This is a genomic window from Streptococcus sp. 27098_8_113, assembly GCF_041432545.1.
Classification (GTDB): Bacteria; Bacillota; Bacilli; order Lactobacillales; family Streptococcaceae; genus Streptococcus.
Genome location: NZ_JAPVZU010000011.1, coordinates 31,819 through 55,295 on the forward strand (window position 1 = coordinate 31,819; position 23,477 = coordinate 55,295).

The 23,477-nt window shown below is 42.1% G+C and carries 22 protein-coding genes and 2 pseudogenes; 15 read left to right on the top strand and 9 right to left on the bottom strand.

The genetic code is table 11. The annotated features are described in order from the left end of the window. Positions 1 to 2: 2 nt before the first annotated feature. The 4 genes from O3644_RS07230 to O3644_RS07245 form a co-directional block, all read right to left on the bottom strand. Positions 3 to 794 carry a DUF4037 domain-containing protein gene (locus O3644_RS07230; RefSeq protein ID WP_371595377.1) on the bottom strand — a complete coding sequence of 264 codons (792 nt, stop codon included), beginning with the start codon at positions 792 to 794 and terminating at the stop codon, positions 3 to 5. Positions 795 to 1,092: 298 nt separating this feature from the next. After that, positions 1,093 to 1,503 carry an EVE domain-containing protein gene (locus O3644_RS07235; RefSeq protein ID WP_048765431.1) on the bottom strand — a complete coding sequence of 137 codons (411 nt, stop codon included), beginning with the start codon at positions 1,501 to 1,503 and terminating at the stop codon, positions 1,093 to 1,095. After that, complete coding sequence (locus O3644_RS07240) at positions 1,496 to 1,957, bottom strand: MarR family winged helix-turn-helix transcriptional regulator (RefSeq protein WP_048765429.1); 462 nt, start codon at positions 1,955 to 1,957, stop codon at positions 1,496 to 1,498. The genes O3644_RS07235 and O3644_RS07240 overlap by 8 nt, the downstream gene beginning before the upstream one ends. A gap of 106 nt (positions 1,958 to 2,063) precedes the next feature. Continuing rightward, positions 2,064 to 2,711 (bottom strand): metal-dependent transcriptional regulator, encoded by a 648-nt coding sequence (locus O3644_RS07245; RefSeq protein WP_187421789.1) that lies wholly within the window; start codon positions 2,709 to 2,711, stop codon positions 2,064 to 2,066. Between the two features lie 202 nt (positions 2,712 to 2,913). Here O3644_RS07245 and O3644_RS07250 point away from each other — a divergent pair, with 202 nt between their 5' ends. From O3644_RS07250 to O3644_RS07260, 3 genes are read left to right on the top strand one after another with little or no spacing between them, the layout of a single operon-like run. Further along, entirely contained in the window at positions 2,914 to 3,996 is a 1,083-nt protein-coding gene (locus O3644_RS07250; RefSeq protein WP_239665876.1) for a DUF3114 domain-containing protein, read from the top strand. A gap of 15 nt (positions 3,997 to 4,011) precedes the next feature. Continuing rightward, positions 4,012 to 4,839, top strand: coding sequence for a Cof-type HAD-IIB family hydrolase (locus O3644_RS07255; RefSeq protein ID WP_048765422.1), 828 nt, complete (start codon positions 4,012 to 4,014; stop codon positions 4,837 to 4,839). Next, positions 4,840 to 5,472: an SGNH/GDSL hydrolase family protein gene (locus O3644_RS07260; protein WP_048765421.1), complete on the top strand. Its 633-nt coding sequence runs from the start codon at positions 4,840 to 4,842 to the stop codon at positions 5,470 to 5,472. A gap of 249 nt (positions 5,473 to 5,721) precedes the next feature. Here O3644_RS07260 and O3644_RS07265 read toward each other — a convergent pair whose 3' ends face one another. Next, positions 5,722 to 7,056, bottom strand: coding sequence for an Nramp family divalent metal transporter (locus tag O3644_RS07265; protein ID WP_048765415.1), 1,335 nt, complete (start codon positions 7,054 to 7,056; stop codon positions 5,722 to 5,724). Positions 7,057 to 7,191: 135 nt separating this feature from the next. Between O3644_RS07265 and O3644_RS07270 the strand changes: the two genes are divergently transcribed. After that, entirely contained in the window at positions 7,192 to 7,503 is a 312-nt protein-coding gene (locus tag O3644_RS07270; RefSeq protein WP_048765413.1) for a hypothetical protein, read from the top strand. Here the strand turns inward: O3644_RS07270 and O3644_RS07275 are convergent. After that, positions 7,500 to 7,937 (bottom strand): GNAT family N-acetyltransferase, encoded by a 438-nt coding sequence (locus tag O3644_RS07275; RefSeq protein ID WP_048765412.1) that lies wholly within the window; start codon positions 7,935 to 7,937, stop codon positions 7,500 to 7,502. The genes O3644_RS07270 and O3644_RS07275 overlap by 4 nt on opposite strands. Positions 7,938 to 8,272: 335 nt before the next feature. Here O3644_RS07275 and spxB point away from each other — a divergent pair, with 335 nt between their 5' ends. The 4 genes from spxB (at position 8,273) to O3644_RS07295 (ending at position 13,662) form a co-directional block, all read left to right on the top strand. Further along, the gene (gene spxB, locus O3644_RS07280) at positions 8,273 to 10,048 is read left to right on the top strand and encodes a pyruvate oxidase (protein WP_000191810.1); all 1,776 of its coding nucleotides are present in this window, start codon (positions 8,273 to 8,275) and stop codon (positions 10,046 to 10,048) included. 351 nt (positions 10,049 to 10,399) lie between these two features. Further along, the gene (locus O3644_RS07285; protein ID WP_048765411.1) at positions 10,400 to 11,839 is read left to right on the top strand and encodes a 6-phospho-beta-glucosidase; all 1,440 of its coding nucleotides are present in this window, start codon (positions 10,400 to 10,402) and stop codon (positions 11,837 to 11,839) included. 264 nt (positions 11,840 to 12,103) lie between these two features. Further along, positions 12,104 to 12,784: a response regulator transcription factor gene (locus O3644_RS07290; protein ID WP_048764040.1), complete on the top strand. Its 681-nt coding sequence runs from the start codon at positions 12,104 to 12,106 to the stop codon at positions 12,782 to 12,784. A 2-nt stretch (positions 12,785 to 12,786) separates the two neighbouring features. After that, positions 12,787 to 13,662, top strand: coding sequence for a sensor histidine kinase (locus tag O3644_RS07295; protein ID WP_371595379.1), 876 nt, complete (start codon positions 12,787 to 12,789; stop codon positions 13,660 to 13,662). A gap of 41 nt (positions 13,663 to 13,703) precedes the next feature. Here the strand turns inward: O3644_RS07295 and O3644_RS07300 are convergent, their stop codons facing one another. The 3 genes from O3644_RS07300 to pabB form a co-directional block, all read right to left on the bottom strand. After that, positions 13,704 to 14,468, bottom strand: a complete 765-nt coding sequence (locus tag O3644_RS07300) for a lantibiotic ABC transporter permease (protein ID WP_048764038.1) — start codon at positions 14,466 to 14,468, stop codon at positions 13,704 to 13,706. Then, positions 14,465 to 15,394, bottom strand: coding sequence for an ATP-binding cassette domain-containing protein (locus tag O3644_RS07305; protein WP_371595380.1), 930 nt, complete (start codon positions 15,392 to 15,394; stop codon positions 14,465 to 14,467). The genes O3644_RS07300 and O3644_RS07305 overlap by 4 nt, the downstream gene beginning before the upstream one ends. A 335-nt stretch (positions 15,395 to 15,729) precedes the next feature. Beyond that, positions 15,730 to 17,451 carry an aminodeoxychorismate synthase component I gene (gene pabB, locus O3644_RS07310; protein WP_371595381.1) on the bottom strand — a complete coding sequence of 574 codons (1,722 nt, stop codon included), beginning with the start codon at positions 17,449 to 17,451 and terminating at the stop codon, positions 15,730 to 15,732. A gap of 132 nt (positions 17,452 to 17,583) precedes the next feature. Here pabB and O3644_RS07315 point away from each other — a divergent pair, with 132 nt between their 5' ends. The 7 genes and pseudogenes from O3644_RS07315 to O3644_RS07345 all read left to right on the top strand — a co-directional run. Continuing rightward, on the top strand, positions 17,584 to 17,955 hold the full coding sequence (locus O3644_RS07315; protein WP_371595382.1) for an insulin activator factor: 372 nt from the start codon (positions 17,584 to 17,586) through the stop codon (positions 17,953 to 17,955). 87 nt (positions 17,956 to 18,042) lie between these two features. Beyond that, positions 18,043 to 19,143, top strand: a complete 1,101-nt coding sequence (locus tag O3644_RS07320) for an AI-2E family transporter (protein ID WP_371595383.1) — start codon at positions 18,043 to 18,045, stop codon at positions 19,141 to 19,143. 104 nt (positions 19,144 to 19,247) lie between these two features. After that, positions 19,248 to 19,471, top strand: a pseudogene (locus tag O3644_RS07325) (hypothetical protein); the annotation flags it as partial. 451 nt (positions 19,472 to 19,922) lie between these two features. Then, on the top strand, positions 19,923 to 20,771 hold the full coding sequence (locus tag O3644_RS07330; RefSeq protein WP_152901992.1) for a hypothetical protein: 849 nt from the start codon (positions 19,923 to 19,925) through the stop codon (positions 20,769 to 20,771). A 123-nt stretch (positions 20,772 to 20,894) separates the two neighbouring features. After that, positions 20,895 to 21,230 (top strand): nucleotide pyrophosphohydrolase, encoded by a 336-nt coding sequence (locus O3644_RS07335; protein ID WP_048764782.1) that lies wholly within the window; start codon positions 20,895 to 20,897, stop codon positions 21,228 to 21,230. Then, complete coding sequence (locus tag O3644_RS07340) at positions 21,230 to 22,975, top strand: DUF2075 domain-containing protein (RefSeq protein WP_048764778.1); 1,746 nt, start codon at positions 21,230 to 21,232, stop codon at positions 22,973 to 22,975. The genes O3644_RS07335 and O3644_RS07340 overlap by 1 nt, the downstream gene beginning before the upstream one ends. A 15-nt stretch (positions 22,976 to 22,990) precedes the next feature. Beyond that, a pseudogene (locus O3644_RS07345) lies at positions 22,991 to 23,389 on the top strand (N-6 DNA methylase); the annotation flags it as partial. Positions 23,390 to 23,477: the final 88 nt, after the last annotated feature.

Here is a 23,477-nt window from a genome sequence, read left to right on the forward strand (position 1 = left end):
TTCTAGATAGATGCTTCAATCAAGTGCTTAAGATTGTTTAGGAGGCTATCCAAGGCTAGGACCGCTTTCTGTTGCTGGTCTGGCTGGTAGAGATGTTGGAAGTAGTCTTGGATATTGGCTTCAAAATCCTGAGGCAGGCGGGAGCAATTTTCTTTGGCATACTGGAGCATGCGCTTTTCGCCTGGATGGAGCTGCTCATTGAGAGCGAAGATCACATCAAAGTAAGAAGCGAAAAACTCACTGCTGCGGTGATTGATGCTGAGCAGATCTTGACGCTTGATCGCTTTTTTGATCTGTCTTGAAAAAGCTGGCATAGCTTGGTCGAGAAGTAGGAGCTGCTTACTGATGATATTCTTTTTCAGTTCAGCTGGATAGGGCAGGCTGTACTTGCTCTGGAGAGCAGCATAGCGGCCGTCTCGATCGTAGAGAATCTTGCTGTGGATCAGATTGTACCACATACAGGTAGTGTAAGAATTCTGGGCTTGGTGCTCTAAAACGACGGTCTGCAAGTCTTGGTCAAAGTCGTCCAGCGAGCGGTAAATCAGCTCAATCTCGATACCATTATTGAGGACGCAGTCGTCTTCCAGTTCCCAAAATTGATTGCCGATTTCCATATAGGAGCAGTACTTGCTGAGGATTTCTTGGCGGATGGCTGGCGCGAGAGGAGCGCTCAGGTAGACATAGACATCATAGTCTGAGTCTTGGTCAAAATGTTGGCCGGCCCGTGAGCCTCCGAGAGCCAGAGCTTCCACTTGCTCCAGTTGAGCCAATTCTTTAAAGAGATTTTGTGGCATAATTTGTCCTTCTTAATTTTTTGACATCATTCTAGCAAAAAGTGAAAAGGTTTGCAAGAGGGTAAATGGGATCTTTTCTTTCTTTTAAAAAACGTGATGAAGTGGAAGTGTCTAGAGTATTATTTTGATCAGAAAAGCCTTGGTCTTTCTAGGCGGTTTGTGATATGATTTGATTTGATTTATACTTTTCAGTAAGGTAGATAGGATTTTTCCTAAAAACTCCATAATTCCTGCTAAAACAATTATAGAGCATATGATATCGGATACGAAGAATAGGAGGTCGGGATGTCCCAGCCTCCTATCCTTCCTTCATCTGTTCAAAGACATAGAGAAAAAATTCTTTTGAAACTTCGAAATGTCCGTATCTTATCTGAGAAGCATATTGACGCCATTCGGGATGTGTCCGTACTTGCTCGATGTGGCAGTCTTTGACAGGCTGGTAGTAGCTGACGTCACGTCGAAAAGGGAAGAAACCTTCAAACATTTCTACTTGATAGGCTGTATCATCTAGAATCTTGCCAACTGCTGTAAAGGCCTGCAGCTTTTCCTGACCATTCAGCTGATACTTGGAGCTGTAGTACAAAAGGTAATCTCCTTTTTTCATTCGGTTCAGCGGTGCTTTCTTTCCGTGGCAGACTTGGCAAAAGCCTCCCTCTACACCTCTTAGGACGTGTTCTTTTGATACGACGCCTACCCAAAATCTAGTCATTTTCTGCCTCCAGTTTCATTAAGAGTTGATTGAATACTTCCGTTTTATTTTCTAATTTTCCAAAGAATGCCTGATCAATGCTTTCTACTAGAGGAAGAGCTTGGTTGACCTTTTGCAGCCCCATATCCGTTAGGAGTATGATGTTGGCACGGCTGTCCTTGGGATGGACTTCCCGCATGATCAACCTTTTCTTGACCAAGAGGCGGATGATTTGGGATACGGTCATGACATCCATGTCAGAAAATCGGGCAATATCGGTCTGATTCACCCATTCTTGCTGACGCAGAAGCGCTGCAAGAGTGGTCAGAACGACAAACTGGGGATGGGTCAAATCAATCGTTCTCAGTTTGTTTTTTATCAGCCCATGCCACTTGTGGTAGGCACGGATAAAGAGCAGACCGGTTGATTTTTTGTATTCATCCTTGTAGATGGAGTTAAATTGCGATTTTTCCATTAGCTTTTCCTCTAAATATTTTGTAAGTACACTTATTATATTCTGACATCTTATCTTTGTCAATAAAAAAACCAGTTTAGACTAAAAAGTCTGAACTGGGTTCTGTTTATAGTTTTTCCACATAAATCTGCTGGGCAATCATAGGGCTAACTTGGATTGCTCGGCCGTCTACTTCTAGTTGATAGAGCTGGCTGTAGTCGTCATACTGGAGGAAATTGATTTCTTGGTCTATGTTTAGATTGTGCTTTTCCAGATAAGCCAAAAGCTCAAAGTCGTCGTGGACACGGCGGATGAGGTAGCTACCAGGCTCCTGAGCGGAGGCCAGAGTTTGATGGTATTTTTCTTTCAGCAGTTGGTGTTTGGCTGGAATTGTGCCACCATGAGGGCAGGTCTCTGGGAAATCCAGCATTTTTTCCAAGCCTGCGACAAAGCGTTCAGAAACGGTATGTTCCAGAATTTCGGCTTCCTGATGGATTTCGTCCGTGGTATAGCCTAGCTTTTGAACCAAGAACACCTCAATCAATCGGTGCTTGCGGTAGAGGTCAGAGACCAGCTGCAGGCCTAGGTCGGTCAGCAGATAGCCGGCCTTTTTGTCCTTGATTAGGAGTTCTTCAGCCAGCATTTTCTTCATCATCTCCGTCACGGCTGGCGGAGAAACCTGCATGTGCTGGGCGATTTCTTTATTGGTGATTTTTCCCTGGCGCGTGCCAATCTCGTAAATACATTTTAAATAGTCTTCTTTATTTGGCGTCATCTTTTGTCCTCGTTGTTTTCCTAAGACTAGTATAGCAAAAAATGCTGAAAGAATACAATTTGAGGCCGAAAGTTCCATTGTACGTTGACTTTTACATGAAATTTTGGCATATTTAGAGATAAATAGGAGAGGTCTCAAGGCTGCATGAACCTGCTAGCGAAGCCCCAAACGGTGCTAAAGAAATTTCATATGATGGATGTGGATGGTGATGGAAGTAGAAATCAAGCAATACTGCCTAGAATTACAAGCGCTCGGCTGGTCTCAAGCTGCTCTTGATAAAGTTTTTCTAGCAGAAATGGCGTCATTGCCACATGAATCAGCTCGCCAAGGTCTTTTTGAGGAGGCCCTTATATTTGGCAGTCCCTTCTTTCAGAAGCTATGGTCTTTTGAATGCCGAGCAGTCCAGCCTCAGCAAGCTGAGAAATTGTTGAAGCTAGCTATGTTCTATATGGACATGCCTGACGAATTGAGCGGGGAAGCAGCAGAAATCACCCGCTTGCTCTCACGTATACATCCGGACTTATCGCCACACGCTCCCTTTTGGCGCCAGTTTTCTCAAACGATTCGGCAGGCTTTTTCTCCAGCAGACTTTATTGCAGACAGTGGCAATCAAAGGTTAAAAGGTCAGTTGCACCAGTTTCGCTACGTCATTTCCAGTCAGCAGGCCCAGTGGATTAGAGAGCATTTTCGTAAGCCGGGGATGATAGATGGCCAGGCTCTCCTAGCCTATTTTCAGGCGCATCCTGATCTGGATTGCCAGCTCTGGGAATCTTCACGGCTGCACAATAAAGCCTTTGTCAATAAGGGCAAGGTGACCTACCCAGACCAGCAGCCCTATCAGGCCAATATCAAGATTCTCCATCGTTTCCATACCGAGTTCATTCTGGATAGGGAAGGGCAATTTCTCAATATCCTAGATCCAGAAAGTAGCAGTCAAAATGGGCTAGTCAATGGAGCTAGTTTTAATTACGGGGAGAAACCCTCGCTTTTCAATCATAGTTCCCATTATTACTATGATGTCAAAAGTCCAGCCCAGTGGGATCCCCAGTTTCGCAGGCTGGCGATTCGGAATAGCGGGCAAGCCTTCAAAGCCCCTCAGAATAATCGAGGTCTGGCTGGTTACCATACGGCTAAGGGTTGCTATGCAATTGCGGGGAAAAGCGCTAAAAGTCAAGTTGATGCCCAAGTAAAAAACTTTGAAAAATCATTAGTCGAAAAGTTAAAAGGAAAAGATTATCTCAAATATTTATGGAATAAAGTGAAAAATAAATATCTGAGATTATAGAAATGAGGTGGGAAGATGCCAATTAAAATGATCGCTACGGATATGGACGGCACCCTTTTGGATCCGCGAGGAGAGTTGGATTTACCACGCCTGACAGCAGTTTTAGACCAGCTGGAGGAGCGGAACATCAAGTTTGTCATTGCGACGGGCAATGAAATCCAACGAATGCGCTTATTGTTGGGCGATTTGACAGAGCGTATAACCCTGATTGTCGCTAACGGAGCTAGAATCTTTGAAAAGAATGAAATGTTGCTGGGCACTTTCTGGCAGCCTGATTTGATTGCGGACACGCTGGCTTTTTTTCAGGGTCAAGAACGAGAGGTGCATCTGGTGGTCACTTCCACTAAAGGTGGCTTTGTTCAGGACGGCACTGATTTTCCGATGATTAGCAAGATTATGACAGAGGAAATGGCGGTTCATTTCTACAAACGAATGAATTTCGTACCCAATCTGCAAAATCATCCGTTTGAAGAAGTACTAAAGATGAGCGTTATGGTAGATGAAGCGCAAGCGGAAGAGATTACGCGGCAGATCAATACAGCATTTGCTGGAAGATTGAGTGCCGTGACCAGTGGCTATGGTGCGATTGACATTATCCAAGAAGGTCTTCACAAGGCTTGGGGGCTTCGTCAGCTCATGGATCGGTGGCAAATCAAAAGCAAGGAAATCATGGCTTTTGGCGACAGCGAAAATGACTTAGAAATGCTGGAACTAGCGGATTTCTCCTATGCTATGGAAAATGGGGATGAGAAGATTAAGCGCATTGCCAGTCGCTTGGCACCAGCCAATTCAGAGGCCGGTGTTTTGCAGGTGATTGAGCAATACTTAGAAAAAGGAGTCTAAATGGCAGTTCAACTATTAGAACAGTGGCTTTTAAATGAGCAGGCAAAGATCCAGAAAAATTATCGGGATCTGAATCAGCTTGCAGTAAAAGAGCCAGCGATTATTTTTATCGGTGATTCGATTGTGGAATATTTCCCACTGCATGAGCTATTGCAAAGTCCTAAAACCTTAGTCAATCGTGGCATTCGTGGCTACAAGACTGATTTGCTTTTAGAAAACTTGGATGCCCATCTCTTTGGGCAGGCTCTGGACAAGGTCTTTCTCCTGATTGGAACCAACGACATTGGTAAGGAGATGCCTCAGACTGAAACGCTGGCCAATCTGGAAGCAGTTGTTCAGGAGATTTCCCGTGACTATCCTCTGGCTCAGATCCAGTTGCTATCCGTCCTGCCTGTGAATGAGCAGGAGCAGTACAAAGGGACGGTTTATATCCGAACGAATGAGAAAATCCAAGCCCTCAATCGTGCCTACCAAGACCTAGCAAGCATTTATACCAATGTCCATTTTATTGACCTTTATGACAATTTCTTGGATGAGGGCGGTCAGCTGCGGGAGGATTTTACGACGGATGGCTTGCACTTGACTATTGCTGGCTATGCGATGCTGTCCAAGGCTCTGCAACCGTATCTCTGAGAAAATCTTTTTCTTGACCAGCTTAATCAAACAGTTAAAACTGACATTTCAAAACGAGTGTGACTTTGTTATCACACTCGTTTCAGACTGAAGACAAAGTTCTTAGAACAGAAGTTGCTAAGGGCTTTGTCTTCAATCTGAAAGAACAGTTTCAACTGTTCTTTTTTGTTTCTTTTTATGAATCAACTACGACTACTTTCTCTTTACCAATCTTCACGCCGATGCCGAGACTTGACTTCAAAACCACTCTTAAAAAATATCGAAAAGAAGCTTGATATTAAGAATGGTTAAGATAATTGAAATTGCATAACCTAGGATTGTGTTCCACTTGGCATTAGTAAATTCTCCCATCAGTGACTTCTTAGAGGTTAGATAAATCAAGGGAAAAATTGAAAACGGAAGAGCGATTGAAAGAAAGACCTGTGAATAGACCAATAACTGATCCAGGGTTTTTTCTTGATACCCAAATAAAACGGCGACTATAATCACAGGTAGCAAGGCAAAAATACGGGTACCGATACGGATAAGCCACTGAGGTAATCTTAGATGTAAGAAACCTTCCATGACAATCTGTCCTGTCAAAGTGCCTGTAATGGTCGAATTTTGACCACTTGCTAAGAGGGCTAGAGCAAATAAAGTGGACAGAGTTGAACTGGCTATCGCTCCTGCTATTGTCGAATCTTGTAAAGCATTGTACATTTGAGAGAATGCCGAAATTTCAGACGCATGACCAAAAAAGAGAGATGCTCCTAAAATGAGAAGTAAGGAATTGACAATAAATGCTAAGGACAACTGAAGATTTGAATCCCAGGTCATAAAGCGAACTGCTTTTCGAATATCTTTCTTATCTTTGTGATTGATTTTCCTTGTTTGGGATAGAGAGGAATGGAGATAGAGATTATGGGGCATGACTGTCGCTCCCACAATCCCTAGAGCCAAGGTCAATTGACTTTCATGACCCGGTAACGGTGTTTCAAATAAAGTTGAAGTTGGCAAATAACCACCAATGATCCCCTGGATACTTGGATTGGATAAGGCCACAAGATAGGTAAAGATGGCTAATATGGTTAAAATAAGGGTCGTAACAATAGCTTCAATTTTTTTGAAACCAAATTTCATCAACAACAACAAAAGAAACACATCTAAAACGGTTAAGAGGATAGCAATCATAATCGGTATTTTAAACAAAAGATTTAAGGCAATCGCTGAACCTAGAACCTCAGCCAAGTCTGTCGCCATTAAAGCTAATTCTAAAATCACCCACAAACTATAGCGAAGCCACTTGGGAGCATGATGAGCTGTGGCCTGCGCTAGGTCCATCCTAGTCACGATACCGAGCTTCCCAGCCATCTGTTGTAGCTGCATAGCAATGATGGATGAAATTAAAATAACAAATAAAAGGCTGTACTTGTAGGAGGCGCCACCAACCACACTGGTGATCCAATTTCCAGGATCCATGTAGCCAACTGCCACAAGTGCACCAGGTCCTAAGAATGCTTTTAGATTTTGCCAAAAATGATTGTTATTTGGAGTCTCAATAGATTGATTGATCTCAGAAAGAGAGACTTTTTTATAAGAGGACATAGTGATTTCCCACTTTCTAATCTGTCTTTACATATTTCTTAATAGAATATTTTTTGAAAGAATGATGAAAATAGTTTACCTATTTCCAATTCACCGTTATTATATCACATTTTAGAATGATTACAAATAAAAAAAATGATAGTTGAAATAAGCAATATCAGTATTGCAAAAGCCAGCGTAGTAAAACGCTGGCTTCAGATTGAAGACAAAATCCTCAGAACAGAAGTTTCTAAGGACTTTTTTGTAAAGTCGTATAATAATGATAAGAAAAGTTATGAGGTGCTCGCTATGTTTCACAAAGAAAAACCAGATTATAATCGCTGCCAATATGGCTTCTATACGATAGACGAATTGGTTCCCAAAGATCACTTTCTTCGACAATTGGAAGCAGAGGTTGATTTCGACTTTATCTATTCTATATTTATTAAAGATTTTTGCTTGCTTTAGTCTAGCCACTGGATAAAGGCCGTCTTATCTTGGTGGTTGTAGCCAGCCCGTTTATAAAATTCCCAGGTACTTTCTTTCTTGGAGCCCGTCAGCAGCATCATTTTGTAGCAATTGGCTTCGGTCGCTAATTTCTTAGCAAAATCAAGGCATCCACTAGCGTAACCCTTGCCTCTAAAGTCATGATGAGTAACGACATTTTCGATCAGGGCGTAGGGACGTAGTCCTCTCGTGAGATTGGGAATGACGACACAAATACAAGAAGAAACAATCTTTCCGTCAAGCACTTTGACAATGATATGGTGGTCTGGATCTTCTACCATCCGCTGCCAGACTTTTTGTAAGCTTGGGTTTTTTTCTGGAATGGCCGTCTCGTGCAAGGAGAGGTACAAATGGAGCAATTCATCTAGGTCGTTGGGACTGGCTTCTCTGATCATCTTTTCACCTACTATTTTGGAATATTTTCGTTTACCTAGCAATATTATAGCATGTTTAGCCCTTAAATTTCTAATTTACTCTGAATTAAAATTTTGCACAGTTTCAAAGGTTAGCGAGAGCCACTTTCACCTTTTTCCGAAATCTATTATAATATACATTTCAAAAGTCAGAAAAATCTCATAATTGTTATGTAATAGTTCTAAAGCAATCCTGAGCATATTCTTATACAAGAGTTGGAAAAAGTGATAAATTTGTAGAGTAAGTTTATTGAAACGTTTTCATTAACCTATCTGAAAGTTTTCAATAAATAATTTAATTTTGAAGGAGAGTTATTATGACTCAAGGGAAAATTACTGCATCTGCAGCAATGCTCAACGTATTGAAAACATGGGGCGTAGACACCATCTACGGTATCCCATCAGGAACACTCAGCTCACTCATGGATGCTTTGGCTGAAGACAAAGATATCCGCTTTTTGCAAGTTCGCCACGAAGAAACTGGTGCTCTTGCAGCGGTCATGCAAGCTAAATTCGGTGGCTCAATCGGGGTTGCAGTTGGTTCAGGTGGTCCAGGTGCAACTCACTTGATTAACGGTGTTTACGATGCAGCTATGGACAACACTCCATTCCTTGCTATCCTTGGATCACGTCCAGTCAACGAACTCAACATGGATGCCTTCCAAGAATTGAACCAAAACCCAATGTATAACGGTATCGCTGTCTACAACAAACGTGTAGCTTACGCTGAGCAATTGCCAAAAGTAATTGACGAAGCTTGCCGTGCTGCAGTTTCTAAAAAAGGTCCAGCTGTTGTTGAAATCCCAGTAAACTTCGGTTTCCAAGAAATCGATGAAAATTCATACTACGGTTCAGGTTCTTATGAGCGTTCATTTATCGCTCCTGCTTTGAACGAAGTTGAAATCGACAAAGCGGTTGAAATCTTGAACAATGCGGAACGCCCTGTGATCTACGCTGGTTACGGTGGTGTCAAAGCTGGTGAAGTGATCACTGAATTGTCACGTAAAATCAAAGCACCAATCATCACAACTGGTAAAAACTTTGAAGCTTTCGAATGGAACTACGAAGGTTTGACAGGTTCTGCTTACCGTGTTGGTTGGAAACCAGCCAACGAAGTTGTCTTTGAAGCAGACACAGTTCTTTTCCTTGGTTCAAACTTCCCATTTGCTGAAGTTTACGAAGCATTCAAAAACACTGAAAAATTCATCCAAGTGGATATCGACCCTTACAAACTTGGTAAACGTCACGCCCTTGACGCTTCAATCCTTGGAGATGCAGGTCAAGCAGCTAAAGCTATCCTTGATAAAGTAAACCCAGTTGAGTCTACTCCATGGTGGCGTGCAAACGTTAAGAATAACCAAAACTGGCGTGATTACATGAACAAACTCGAAGGTAAAACTGAGGGTGAATTGCAATTGTATCAAGTTTACAATGCAATCAACAAACATGCTGATCAAGACGCTATCTATTCAATCGACGTAGGTGACACTACTCAAACATCTACTCGTCACCTTCACATGACACCTAAGAACATGTGGCGTACATCTCCACTCTTTGCGACAATGGGTATTGCCCTTCCTGGTGGTATCGCTGCTAAGAAAGACAATCCAGATCGCCAAGTATGGAACATCATGGGTGACGGTGCATTCAACATGTGCTACCCAGACGTGATCACAAACGTTCAATACGACCTTCCAGTTATCAACGTTGTCTTCTCAAATGGTAAATATGCCTTCATCAAGGACAAATACGAAGACACAAACAAACACTTGTTTGGTTGTGACTTCCCTAATGCTGACTATGCGAAAATCGCTGAAGCTCAAGGAGCTGTTGGATTTACAGTAGACCGTATCGAAGACATCGATGCAGTTGTCGCAGAAGCTGTTAAATTGAACAAAGAAGGTAAAACTGTTGTCATCGATGCTCGCATCACTCAACACCGTCCACTTCCAGTAGAAGTACTTGAATTGGATCCAAAACAACACTCAGAAGAAGCAATCAAAGCCTTCAAGGAAAAATACGAAGCTGAAGAGCTTGTACCATTCCGCCTCTTCTTGGAAGAAGAAGGTTTGCAATCACGCGCAATCAAATAATTCCTCTCGTGGAAAATCAAAGAATAAACTGCGTTATCTTCACCTTGCCGTACTCCAGTACTGCCTGCGGTTCGATGCCTTGTTTATTCATTGATTTTTATAGAGAGAAACTTGAAAAGATCGGAGCAATCCGGTCTTTTTGCTTGTTTTGCTTCATATGTCTTTTTGGAGGAGGGCTGAGGCTTATTATCTGGGTAAATGATAGGAAGCCTAGAAAGAGTAAGATTAGAAAACAGACAGGGAGAAACATAGGATAGTATCACTATTCCGCAGTATTTCACAAGTAAAGCTATTGAGATTGCGGTATAATATAAGTGAATGAAGTGGTAAAATAAGAAAGCGAGTAGAGATATGACTGAAAAACTGACTTTTCCTGATGGTTTTTTGTGGGGCGGAGCGACAGCTGCCAACCAGTGCGAAGGCGCTTATGATGCGGATGGTCGTGGGCTGGCCAATGTAGATGTGGTGCCGATTGGTGAGGACCGTCTGGCTATCATCACGGGTAAGAAAAAGATGTTTGACTTTGAGGAAGGCTATTTCTACCCAGCCAAGGAAGCTATTGACATGTACCATCGCTTTAAGGAGGACATTGCCCTCTTTGGCGAGATGGGCTTTAAGACCTATCGTCTGTCCATTGCTTGGAGCCGGATTTTCCCTAAGGGGGATGAGCTGGAGCCCAATGAAGCTGGCCTGAAATTTTACGAAGACCTCTTTAAGGAATGCCACAAGTACGGTATTGAGCCTCTGGTGACCATTACTCACTTTGACTGCCCTATGCACTTGATTGAGCAATATGGTGGGTGGCGGAGCCGTAAGATGCTGGAATTTTACGAGCGTCTTTGCCGCACTCTCTTTACCCGCTACAAGGGCTTGGTCAAGTACTGGCTGACCTTCAATGAGATTAACATGATCCTCCATGCACCATTTATGGGGGCGGGGCTCTGCTTTGAAGAAGGCGAAAATGAGGAGCAGGTCAAATACCAAGCAGCCCATCATGAGCTGGTCGCGTCAGCCATTGCCACCAAACTGGCTCATGAGATTGATCCGGAAAACAAGGTCGGCTGTATGCTGGCGGCGGGGCAAAATTATCCTAACACCTGCCATCCACGCGATGTATGGGCTGGTATGGAGGAAGACAGGAAAAACTATTTCTTCATCGACGTGCAGGCGCGTGGCGAATATCCTAACTATGCTAAGAAAGCTTGGGAGCGCGAAGGTATCACTGTCGAAATGACAGAAGAAGACCTGCAGCTGCTCAAGGAGCATATGGTGGACTTCATTTCCTTCTCTTACTACTCTAGCCGGGTAGCTTCGGGCGACCCTAAGGTCAATGAGTTGACCGCAGGCAATATCTTTGCTTCTCTCAAGAACCCTTATTTGGACGCTTCTGAGTGGGGCTGGCAGATTGATCCTCTGGGTTTGCGCATTACGCTGAATACCATCTGGGATCGCTATCAAAAGCCCATGTTTATCGTGGAAAATGGTCTGGGTGCAGTGGATACTCCTGATGAAAATGGCTATGTGGCTGATGATTATCGGATTGACTATCTGGCGGCCCATGTCAAGGCCATGCGGGAAGCCATCAATGAAGACGGTGTGGTGCTGTGGGGCTACACGACCTGGGGCTGTATCGACCTAGTCTCCGCGGGCACTGGCGAGATGAAGAAGCGCTATGGCTTTATCTATGTGGACCGGGACAATGAAGGTAGGGGAACACTCAAGCGCTCCAAGAAAAAATCCTTTGACTGGTACAAGGAAGTTATCGCGACTAACGGAGCATCTGTCAAATAACATCAAGGAGGCTGGGACAAAAGTCCTAGCCTCTCAATTGTCTTTGGAAGGTCGAGCAAGACGCAGTGGTTGAGTGGGCTCTACTAGGCTGATTTCATCAGCTTTTACAGCCCTACTCAACTGTGCGGAGGTGGGACGACGAAATCGAATTCTAACGAATTACCGATTTCTGTCCCACTCTCTTTCTTTTGCATCGTTTATATTTGATTGACTTGCTGGCTCATCCTTGCTACACTAGTTTTATCAAGCTATTGGAGAATGATGATGGCCAATCTTTTACTAATTGAAGATAACAATGATATTCATGAGATTTTGAAAAATCTCTTTACGCAGGAGCACGTAGTGTTTTCAGCTTATTCTGGGACTGAGGGATTGCGGATTTTTGCGGAAGAAGAGATTCATCTAGTCCTGCTGGATATTATGCTGCCTGGAAAAAATGGCGATGAGGTGCTGAGGGAAATTCGCAAGACCAGTCAGGTGCCGGTAGTCATGCTGACCGCCCTGGGTGAAAAGAGTCTCGTGAGCCAGTATCTGCTGGACGGTGCCAATGACTACATTGTCAAGCCTTTTAATCTAGACGAAGTGGCGGCGCGTGTCACTGTCCAACTGCGAGGTAGTCAGCAGCCCCAGTCTAAGCCTGCTGGGGAGACCTCAATCAAAAACATCCGCCTTCTGCCAGATACTTTTGAAATTGCTTCTGGTGACCAGTCCATGCGGCTAGGGAAAAAGGAATTTCAGATTTTCCAGACCTTGCTGGCTCATCCTAAAAAAATTTTTACCAAAGAGGAGCTGTATGAGTCGGTCTGGGAGGAGACCTATCTGCCAGGCGATAATACGCTCAATGCCCATCTCAGCAATCTTCGTAAGAAATTAGCCCAGCTGGATCGTTCGACAGACTATATCGAGACCATTTGGGGTCTGGGCGTGCGGCTTAAGGAGGATTAGCTATGTGGTGGATTGCATGTGTATTGATAATCCTGTTCTTACTAGTCTTTCTCGTTCGCTATCATCTGACGATTCGTAGTCTGACTCAACAGATAGGCGATAAGCGTCGCACAGGAAGTCAGGTTCGCTTGACCTTGAGAGATCAATCTCCTAGTCTAGTGACTCTGACTGACGAGGTGGAGCAGCTTTTTCAGGAAATTGATAAGATGTCCTTTGTGACCCAGCAGGAAAAGAAAACCTTGGATATGGCTATCAGCAATATTGCTCACGATATCCGAACGCCACTGACCATTGCTAGTGGCTACACGCAACAGTTACTCAAGGACGCTGATAAGGACCAGATGGACCAGCAGCTGCAAAAGATTGCAGATAATCTGGGTATGGTATCCAGACGCTTGGAGGCTCTGATGGAATACCGTCGCTTGATGGAAGGAGCTATTCGACCGAGCCTTCAGCGGGCAGACCTATCCCAGCTGGTCACCCAGCAACTCTTTGCCTACTATGATGCCTTTCAGCGATCAGGGATTGATTTAGATGTGGATTTATCTGAAAATCTGCTTCTGGAAACGGACAGTGACATCTTTGATCGAATCGTCCAGAATATGCTCAGCAATGTCCTCAAACATGGTCGAGAAACAGCCAGCATCAGTCTGAAAAAAGAAGAACAAAAGGTTATTTTTCAGGTCAAAAATAAGGTTCAGAAGCCTATCTTACATCTGGATAAACTGACCAATCGCTTCTATTCTGAAAACCTCTCCAGTAGTGAAGAATCGTCTGGACTGGGGCTTTATATCACCCAGCAGCTGGTCGAAATCTTAGGTGGTGACTTGACCATTCAAGCAGAGGGAGATTGGTTTGAATTGATTGTGGCCTTATAAAAAAGAATCAGCTAGTCAGAAGATTAGCTGATTGTTTGGTTTTAGAGATCTTTTTTCTTGAAAATGAGGAGGCTACTGCCTAGGAAGAAGACTGCTATGGCAATCGCGACTAAACTAGCTCGCAAAACTACAGCAGGATCCGCAGCCATCTCTATTCCAAATTGTAAGGTTAAATAGCGGAACCATTCTATATGAGGATAGAGCAAGACTGGAAAGATGAGCAGGGCGCTTCCGACAAAATAGGTAATAAAGACCGCAGCAATAGAATGGCTGAGATAGAGAACGAAAGACACGATGCCAATCCAAGCGATGGTTATAATGAGTTGGACGAGAATGGTTAGCAAAAATTGGCCAAAGAAACCTGCCGGAGCTGTCCCAATTCCATTGATAGAGCTAGCGATGATGAAGGATAGCCCTAGCAAGAGAATGAATTGGAAGATGGCGACAACAAAGGAGACCAAAGTTTTAGATAGGAAGAACTCTGTCCGTGAAATACCGTGAGCGAGGCTGTTTTTATAAAGCTTGCGGGACAAGTCCACACCTAATAAGAGGCAGACGACAATGAGAGTGAAAAATATAATACTGTCAGAATTTCCAGAGAAATGGGCAAGAGCATTGATACCTGTCATTTTTACTGGTACTTGCTGAGTGATGTTTTGTCCATCCGTTGAGATGGATGTTCCAAATCTGCTGGTAACCTTATAGAGGACGCCGATCAGGATATTGGCTAGTAAAACGAACTCAGTAATCCAAAAGCCCTTGGAGTGGAAGAGACGGTAAAAGTCAGCGCGAATGGTTTGAATCATGATAGACCTCCCTGGTGTTGATCAAGTAAATCTGTAAAGAAATTTTCGAGATTTTGCCGTGCATAGTAGATTTCTTGAATGACTAAGTCAGCTGTGGCTAGCTCTTTTACGATATTGTTGATGTTGTGCGAATGGGTAAAGACATGGATCTCATTGAGAGCATTGACCACCTTGATGCGGTAGCCTAATTGATCTTGGAGCAGCTGGCTGGCTTCCTCCAAATGATCCGTTTTCAAGACGATATAATCTTCGCTTTGCTCTTCAAATTCAGCCTTGGAGATTTCCTTGATCATATGACCTTGGTCGATGATGCCAAAGCGTGTAGCGACTAGATAGAGCTCGGATAGGATATGGCTGGAAATAACAAAGGTCATGCCCAGCTCTTCATTGAGTTTTTGGACAAGCTGGCGGAATTCCTTGATACCGACAGGGTCTAGTCCGTTGATAGGTTCGTCTAGAATCATCAAATCTGGCTTAGACAATAAGGCAATGGCAATTCCCAAACGCTGCTTCATACCGAGAGAAAAATCTCTGAATTCCTTCTTGCCAGTATCTGTTAAGTTCACGTATTCCAAGGTTTCTTGTATGGCCTTCTCGGCATTAGGTATCTGGCGGAGTTTGCAGTAGTAGCTGAGATTTTCGTAAGCGGTCAAGTGGTTGTGGGCAACGGGCGTTTCAATGACCGAGCCGACCCGCTTGAGGGCTTGTGTCCATTCGGCCTGGTCGCTAGAACCAAAGAGAGACACGGTTCCGTTGCTGGCATGCATCAGCTGGGTCATGATTTTGATCAGAGTGGTCTTACCAGCCCCGTTTTTACCGATGAGGCCGTAAATATCTCCTTTTTTGATGGTCAGATTGACATCGCTTAGAGCCTGCTGCTGGCCGAACTTTTTGCTGACCCCTTGTAAAACTAAAATATTTTCCATGGTTTTACTTCTCCTTTTTGAATTATCTTTGGAAATCCTTTCCTCACTATCCAGTATATCGGACACTTATTAAGTATTCATCAAGCAATTCTAAAATATTTCTAAAATCTTGAAATAGCAATGATAATTCGTGTTTAAGCGGACTGAGGCCTATAGAAAAAGAGGCTGGAACAATAGTCCTAGCCTCTCAATTGTCTTTGGATTGTCGAGCAAGACGCAGTGGTTGAGTGGGCTCTACTACGCTGATTTCATCAGCTTTTACAGCCCTACTCAACTGTGCGGAGGTGGGACGACGAAATTGAATTCTAACGAATTACCGATTTCTGTCCCACTCTCTAATCATCTATTTCCAATTCATAAAGGCCTCGCAGTGCGTTGCAGGCGTAGATTTTTTCTGCTGATTTTAAGTCGTCTAGGCTGAGGATTTTTTCTGTGGCCTGACCTGTTGCCAAGAGATGCTGGCGGTAGATGCCGTCCAAAAGCCCTAGCTCGACTGGTGGCGTATAGAGGTGGCCCTCCAACTGGAGGACTAGGTTACCGATGGAGCTTTCTAGCAGCTGCCCTTGGGCATTGTAGTAAATTTGCTCCTGCTGGCCTAGGGATAGGTGTGGCCGATAGCTAGTTTTAAAGTAGGTGAAAGGCTGCTGTAAGTTGGCATTTTGTGGGACGAGAATGGCCTTGCAGAAAGCTTCTGGGAGTGCTTGCAGTTTTTCTAGCTGGCAGGTCACTTTTCCAGATTTGGCGATGGAGATCCGCAGGCGGTAGTCCGTACTTGGATCCAGTTCTGCTAGGGTTTGGTTCAACTCTGCCTTCAGTTTTTCCTCATCAAATGGATAAGCAAAGTAACGGGCGGATTCTCGTAGACGCTTCAGATGTTGGTCTTGGAAGGTCAGGCGGCCTTGCTCAATCTTCCCTGTCGTAATCAGGTTAAATTGCGGATTTTTCCGATAAAGAACAGCGGATTTTTGCTGGGTTTCGATGTACTCGGATTCCCATGTGCTATCCCAAGTGATGCCACCTCCGACACCGTAGATAGCCTTGCCAGCTTCTAGCTGAATGGTGCGGATAGCTACATTGAAAATCCGTCTCTGGTCTGGCAGGCAGATACCAACAGTGCCACAGTAAACACCGCGGGCGGCTTTTTCTGTCGCCTTGATGATAGCCATGGTCGAAATTTTTGGAGCACCAGTGATAGAGCCGCATGGAAAGAGGGCATCAAAAATTTCTCCTAGGCTAATCTCAGGCCGCAGTTGGCTCTTGATGGTGGAGGTCATTTGCCAGACAGTGGAATACTGCTCGACCTGACACAGCTGCTCGACTCGCTCGCTGCCAATCTCTGAAATGCGGTTCATGTCATTGCGTAGCAGATCAACGATCATCATATTTTCCGCTCGATTTTTAGGATCCTGGCGGAGCCAGTCCGCCTGTTCCAAGTCCGCAGCGACTGTCAGACCGCGATTGGTAGTCCCTTTCATCGGCCGTGTTGTCAGCTCACCTCGGTGCTCCTCGAAAAAGAGCTCAGGACTGATGGATAAGACTGCTTGATGATCGTGCTCTACGTAGGCATTGTAAGCGGCGTTTTGCTCAACGACCAGACGGTTGTAAATAGCCCAACTGTCCTGTGGATTAAGCTCTGCGCCTAGCTGCACCGTGTAGTTGACCTGATAGGTATCGCCCTGACGGATATGATGGTGAATGGTCCCGATGGCCTTTTCGTACTCTTGCTCAGTCGTCAGGCTCTGCCATTGCGCTGGCATATCTACCTCGTCGTATGCCAAAGGAAATGGGGCTTCATCAGCCCTATCATGAATGGTAAAGTAAATCAGGTACTCGCCCAGCAGAGGGGCTTTGTGGACCTGGAGTTTTTCCTCAAAAGCAGGAGCCGCTTCGTAGCTGACATAGCCGACTGCATAAAATCCCTTTTTCTGCCAGTCCTCGACTTCTTGCAGAATCGCTCTGACTTCGGACAACTCGCGTGTTTTGAGCTCTTTGATGGGCTGGCTGAAAATCAAGCGCCGACCCAGTTCTTTAAAATCAATAACTGTTTTCTTGTGCATGAGTTTATTGTATCATAAGATAATTTGAATGAAAACGGATTTATCGGATGAGACACTCATTCTTTTGTAATAGTTGACAGATTAGAAAGTGGCTCGGTATACTATTTAAAAAAAAGAAAGAACGAGATGCTTATGAAATCAAACAAATTGCTGTGGATAAATGGAATTGTTGGCATTTTAGGAGGCCTTCAGATCATTTACGCTTCTTTAAATAGATGGCACTGGGAAATTATTTATTCGGTTCCCACACTGGTTGAAAACCCTGGCTGGGGCAAGGTTGTTATACTGACCAGCTGGCTGCTTTTGGGGCTTTCTATAGTTGGAATGTATCATTATAGCAACGACCCAAGAGTCAATAAGACGAGTCATGAGCTTCTATTCTGCGCCTCCATCATGGGCTTTATCTCTTTTCTGTTTACTTTTTCAGGACTTCTATCTATCATCTCAGGAATTCTATATCTTCTAGATTTGTCAAAATTTAAGAGTGATGACAAAGCTGATTGACAAGTGTGGCGACTAAGTTTCTCCTGCTCGAAAGGCCTTGAAAATTATGATAAAATAAGGAAATGACAAAACTGTAAAGGAAGTCTTATGAAAAAAATCAATGAATCCTATAAACTCATCGTCTTTGCGGCGCTTACTCTGGCTCTGGTTCTCTATATCGGAAACATTTGGTCGTGCCTGCAGAGCCTGACGTCAGTATTTTCACCTATTATACTGGGCGGAGTATTGGCCTTTATCTTTAATGTACCGATGAAAAAGCTGGAAGACCTCTTGGACAAATGCCGAGTCCCTCAGAAGTTGCAGCGCAGTCTGGCCTTGGTTTTGGAGGTGCTGATTTTAGCTCTCATCATGACGGGGATTGTTTCTATTGTCGTGCCGACTTTGACCACAGCGGTCAATCAGCTGAGCGCGACCATCGGCAAAGTAGCGCCGCAGCTAGCCAAGTGGCTGCAGCAGTCTGGCTTGCTTTCTTCTAGCCAGCTGAAAGATTTGACCAAGCAGCTGCAAAACAGCGACATTGTCAACCGAGCCATCTCTCTTCTGGGTAGCCTGACAGGCAATATCTCTGCTATCTTTGGCAATTTCTTCTCTGTCATCATGTCTATCTTTCTCATGTTTGCCTTCTTGAGCAGCAAGGAGCATTTGCAGACGATCACTAGTCGTCTCTTGCAAGTCCTGCTTCCTGAGAAGGCTGTGAAACGCCTATCCTATGTCGGTTCTGTCCTTGTTGAGACCTATGATAAGTTTCTGATGGGGCAGATGATAGAGGCCGTCATTGTTGGTGTTTTGGTCTTTATCGCCTACTCGCTGACAGGTTTGCCTTATGCGGCCTTGACTGGGGTTTTGGCTGGAGTGCTCTCTTTCATTCCCTACATAGGGCCTTTCTCAGCTTGTGCCTTGGGAGCTATCTTTATCTTTACCGACAGCCCTTGGAAAGCCCTTCTTTCAATCGCAGTCTTTCAGCTGGTGCAGCTGATTGAGGGCAATATCATCTATCCGCGCGTGGTCGGCCAGTCCGTTGGCCTCCCAACTCTCTTTACCCTAGCCGCAGCCCTGATTGGAGGCAACCTCTTTGGCTTGGTCGGCATGATTTTCTTCACGCCTATCTTCGCGGTTATCTACCGCTTGGTTAGAGAGTTTGTTGTGGAGAAGGAGGAGAAGGAAGTCGAAGGGGGAACAAGTAGGTGAAAAATGAAGTTTAGTGGCTTCATTTTGATGCCTGTTTTTGTTCCTGATCCTGCCAAAAGATCCTCTCAAAGGAAGTGTCATAGAAAACGGTAGTAGTAAATGCTAAAGTGGAAAGTCAGGCGCATGCTTATAAGTCTGTCAAGGAAGTCCGTACTGAACCAACAATAGTCTACGACCTCTTTATGCACTATATCGTAACCAGTGCAGAAACCTATCCTAAGAAAGAACACTCGGTAAACTCCTCAAGGAACTCAATACAATCCGAGATAGCAAGCGACGCTTGACCACAAGTGATAAGAAAGCTAAATCTGAAAAAAAGCGGAAGTAGTAGGTTGGTAGGTAAATATCAATCTATAACCATGAAATATCCCCTAGAATAGATGTTCTAGGGGATATTTTGATATAGTATTGAGAAATGAAATGCACTAAATATAGAGAATAGAGAGAATATGGGTAAACTAGAAACCTCCACAATATATTGTGTTTTTTCTGTTTTGTTTGCAAAAAATAGCACAATATATTGATTTTTTAGCTTTGTTTGTTATAATATAGATTGTAGAAAAAAGACGTCAGTGGGCGCTGACGACTGGCTAAAAATAGTGAATTTCAAAATGGTGATAGAGGCACTATTTAAAAAAATTATATTTTATTCTAACACTACATAAAAGAAATGTAAATCTCATTTTGATAATTTTTCTTTTTTCTACAAAGAATTAAGGAAAGAGGTAGATATTATTAGAATATCAAGATTATTAAATAGAAAGTCTATCCAAGTAGGATTGGATTTTGTTGATGTAGACACATCAAAGGATGTTAAATTATTTTTAGACCCATTGCTGTTATCAGATAGTTTTAGGAATATTGTTAATGATTTTGTAAAGACAGTCTATAAAATGTACACTTTGGGTAATAAAGCAGGCGCATTACAATTGTTTTCGCACTCTAAAGAATGTAATGCTATCCACTTTGGATATTCTGTTAATAACTCCAAAGGGACAGGTGTTTCAATGCAGATGCTTGATCAATTTTTTGGGTATGTCTATAAATCAGTAGATAAAATCAAAGAAAAATTACTGACTCCTATAGCGATGCCTATTTTTGTAAAGAAATTTTCAGAAGATAGGATGTCAGATTTGTTGGTAAGCTTATTAAAAAAAGAATTGATTTTATATTCTTTAGAACAAGCTAGATTACACGGTTTAAAAATCAGTGATGAAGTACAACGATTTGATTATTGGGATGTTGAAAGTCATGAGTGGGCTACCTTTGAAAGCCAGTATGTACTTGTTCCTAATGAAAGTGGTGTGGAGGAACTTTTAATTTTAGTTCCAAAGTCTATCGCTAGTAAAAGATTTCTAGTAAATCCTTCCAGATATATATCAGTTATCTTTCAACACTTGCAGTTGAGTGAAGAGCATCAAAGGGCTAATGGTACACCAAAATCTAAAAAAGAATTACGAGAATCAGAGATAGTAGCAAATTATCAAAAGGATAAAGATAAAAGCTATATCTTAGATAAGACGTTAATATCACCTGAATACTATGAAGCCTATTATGATAGTTCAATTAGGTTCAGTGATAATAAATCACTTAGTGATGAAGAATTGATAGAACTTCTAACCAAGTAAGTGAGTAAAATTGAATAGTTCACAGGAGAAGGATTTACTCCTTCTTTTTATTACATTTACTCTATTTATGAATCCGCTTCATGTTATAATATATGTTAGTAGATTTATATTGGAGAAATAATCATGAAGTCAATAATAGAGAAAATAAATCAATTTCGAGATGATCGTGATTGGAGAAAGTTTCACAATGAAAAAGATTTAGCTATTTCTATTTCACTGGAAGCTAGTGAACTTTTGGAGTTGTTCCAATGGAAGGAATCCGAGGAGGTCACCAGTAAATCATTGGATAGAGTTAAAGAGGAACTTGCTGATGTCCTAATTTATAGTTTTATGTTAGCTGATAATTTACAATTGGATGTAGAACAGATTATTGAAGATAAATTAATTGATAATAATCGGAAATATCCTGTTAAGTTAAGTAAGGGTAATAACAAAAAATATACTGAGTTGGAGAAATAATGGTTAAAATAAAAAGTCCAATTGTAAGAGAGATAGAATATACAAGTGATTCTCTGGTAAATCTTAGAAATCAACTTAAATTTAGTGAACACAAAAACGATATAAAATTTTTATTTGATTATCCGGTAGTTTATATTGTTAATGATGAGAAGAAGAATCAATTTAGTGTATACATAGGAGAAACAACTGATATAATTCGGCGAACTAGTCAACACTTAATTGCCGATATAAAAAAAGAGAATAGAGATGATTGGAGAGATTTTGCAACATCTTCGACAACGAAGATGTTTGTAATTGGTCACAATCATTTTAATAAGTCGTTAACTCTAGACATAGAAAATCGTTTAATGCTTTATTTATCAAGTGTCGACAATGTTACCAGAGTACAAAATAGAAGAGGAAATCCTCAAAATGAATATTATACATCTAATGAGTTAGATTCAATTTTTTCAAAAATTTGGCGTTTGCTAAGAAAGAGCAACAAACATTTATTCCCTGTTGAGAGTATTGTTCGAAATTCAGCAATTTTCAAAGCGTCTCCGTTTCATAAATTGACCGAAGAACAAATCGAAGCTAAAAACACTATTATTAATAAAATAAGTGCCTCGATTAGTAAAAATCAAGATGGAACACTCATTCTAGTTAAAGGAGAAGCTGGAGCGGGGAAAACAGTTTTAATGAGTTCGCTTGTGGATGATTTATTAAATTCTGAAGATATTTCATTTATTAAGGATAATAATTACATTAATCTTGTTGTAAATCATAATAATCAATTAAGTGTATATAAAGAAATTGAAAGAAAACTAAATTGGAATAGTGGCTCTAGTTTGGAAGTGGCGATGAAGCCTACTCAATTTTTAAATGCCTTGAGAAAAGAGAAGATTAAAGCAGGAGTGGTTATAGTTGACGAAGGCCATCTACTGCTTACTGCGAAAAATCAAGCATATCTTGGTGGAAATCATTTAAAAGATTTACTAGCACAATCAAAAGTAGTTGTTCTGGTTTATGATGATAAACAGATTATGAATAAATCTCAAATATGGACTGATAATACATTTTTAGAATTGGAACATGAGGCTAATCTTGCAGGAAATTTAATTGAATTGCGTAACCAAATGAGAATTAACGCAAATCCTGCTACTATTGATTGGATTCGTAGTATTATTGATGAAGGTGAGATTAAGAAATTAACAAAAGATAAACAATATGATATTAGAATCTTTGATTCTCCTTTGGAACTACAAAAAGCTATTAAGTTAAAGAATAAAGATCAAAAACTAGGTATTTCTAGATTAGTTGCAACATATGATTGGCCTTTTGTTGAAGAAAAAAAGAAGCAAGTGAGACCAAAATGGTTTGTTGAAATCGGTGACTGGAAGGCTCCTTGGAATCAACAATTAAAGCCAGAGAAGGAATATGCCAAATTGTCTTGGATAGAGCAGCCTCAAACAATTGATGAAATAGGTTCTACGTTTACAGTTCAGGGATTTGATTTGAATTATGTAGGTGTTATTATCGGACCATCTGGGAAGTATCGAGATGGCAAAATCATTTATGATATTTCTGAAAGTAAAAATAAGGGTGCTGTTCAAAATCGTAAACTTGCAAATGGTGAAAAAGTAAACTATGGAGAAAGACTGTTGCGAAATGAACTAAATGTTTTGTTAACGCGTGGTGTAAATGGTTTATATATTTTTGCCGTTGATGAAGAATTAAGGGAAGTTCTGAAGAAAGCGGTAAAATAAAAATGGGATAAGACTCTCTCAGCTAATATCTTCTTCAACACCAGCATTCCAACGACGGTCATCGTTCTCAAAAAGAACCGTACCAATCGTGATGTCTACTTTATCGATGCTTCTAAGGAGTTTGATGAGAGGAAAAACTAAAATATCATGGTGGATACTCATATTGAGAAGATTCTGGAAGCCTACAAGTCTCGTGAGGAGATTGACAAGTTTGCCCATCTAGCAAGCTATGTAGATACCTTTGAGGAAGAAGAAGTCGAACCACTGACGGACATCGTCAGCAAGATTAACACGACAAACGAAGCAATCGAAAGCCAAACAGCTTCTTTACTTAAAATGCTGAACCAACTTTACGGAACCACACTAGAAGCAGATACCGAACTCAAACAGTTTTTGGAAAAATTTAAAGGGTGATGGAAAAGCAGTCAGATACATCAACCTGATTTAATATCCCTGCCAAATCAATTTTTGGCTGGTTTTTATTTTCTAAAGATGATACAAT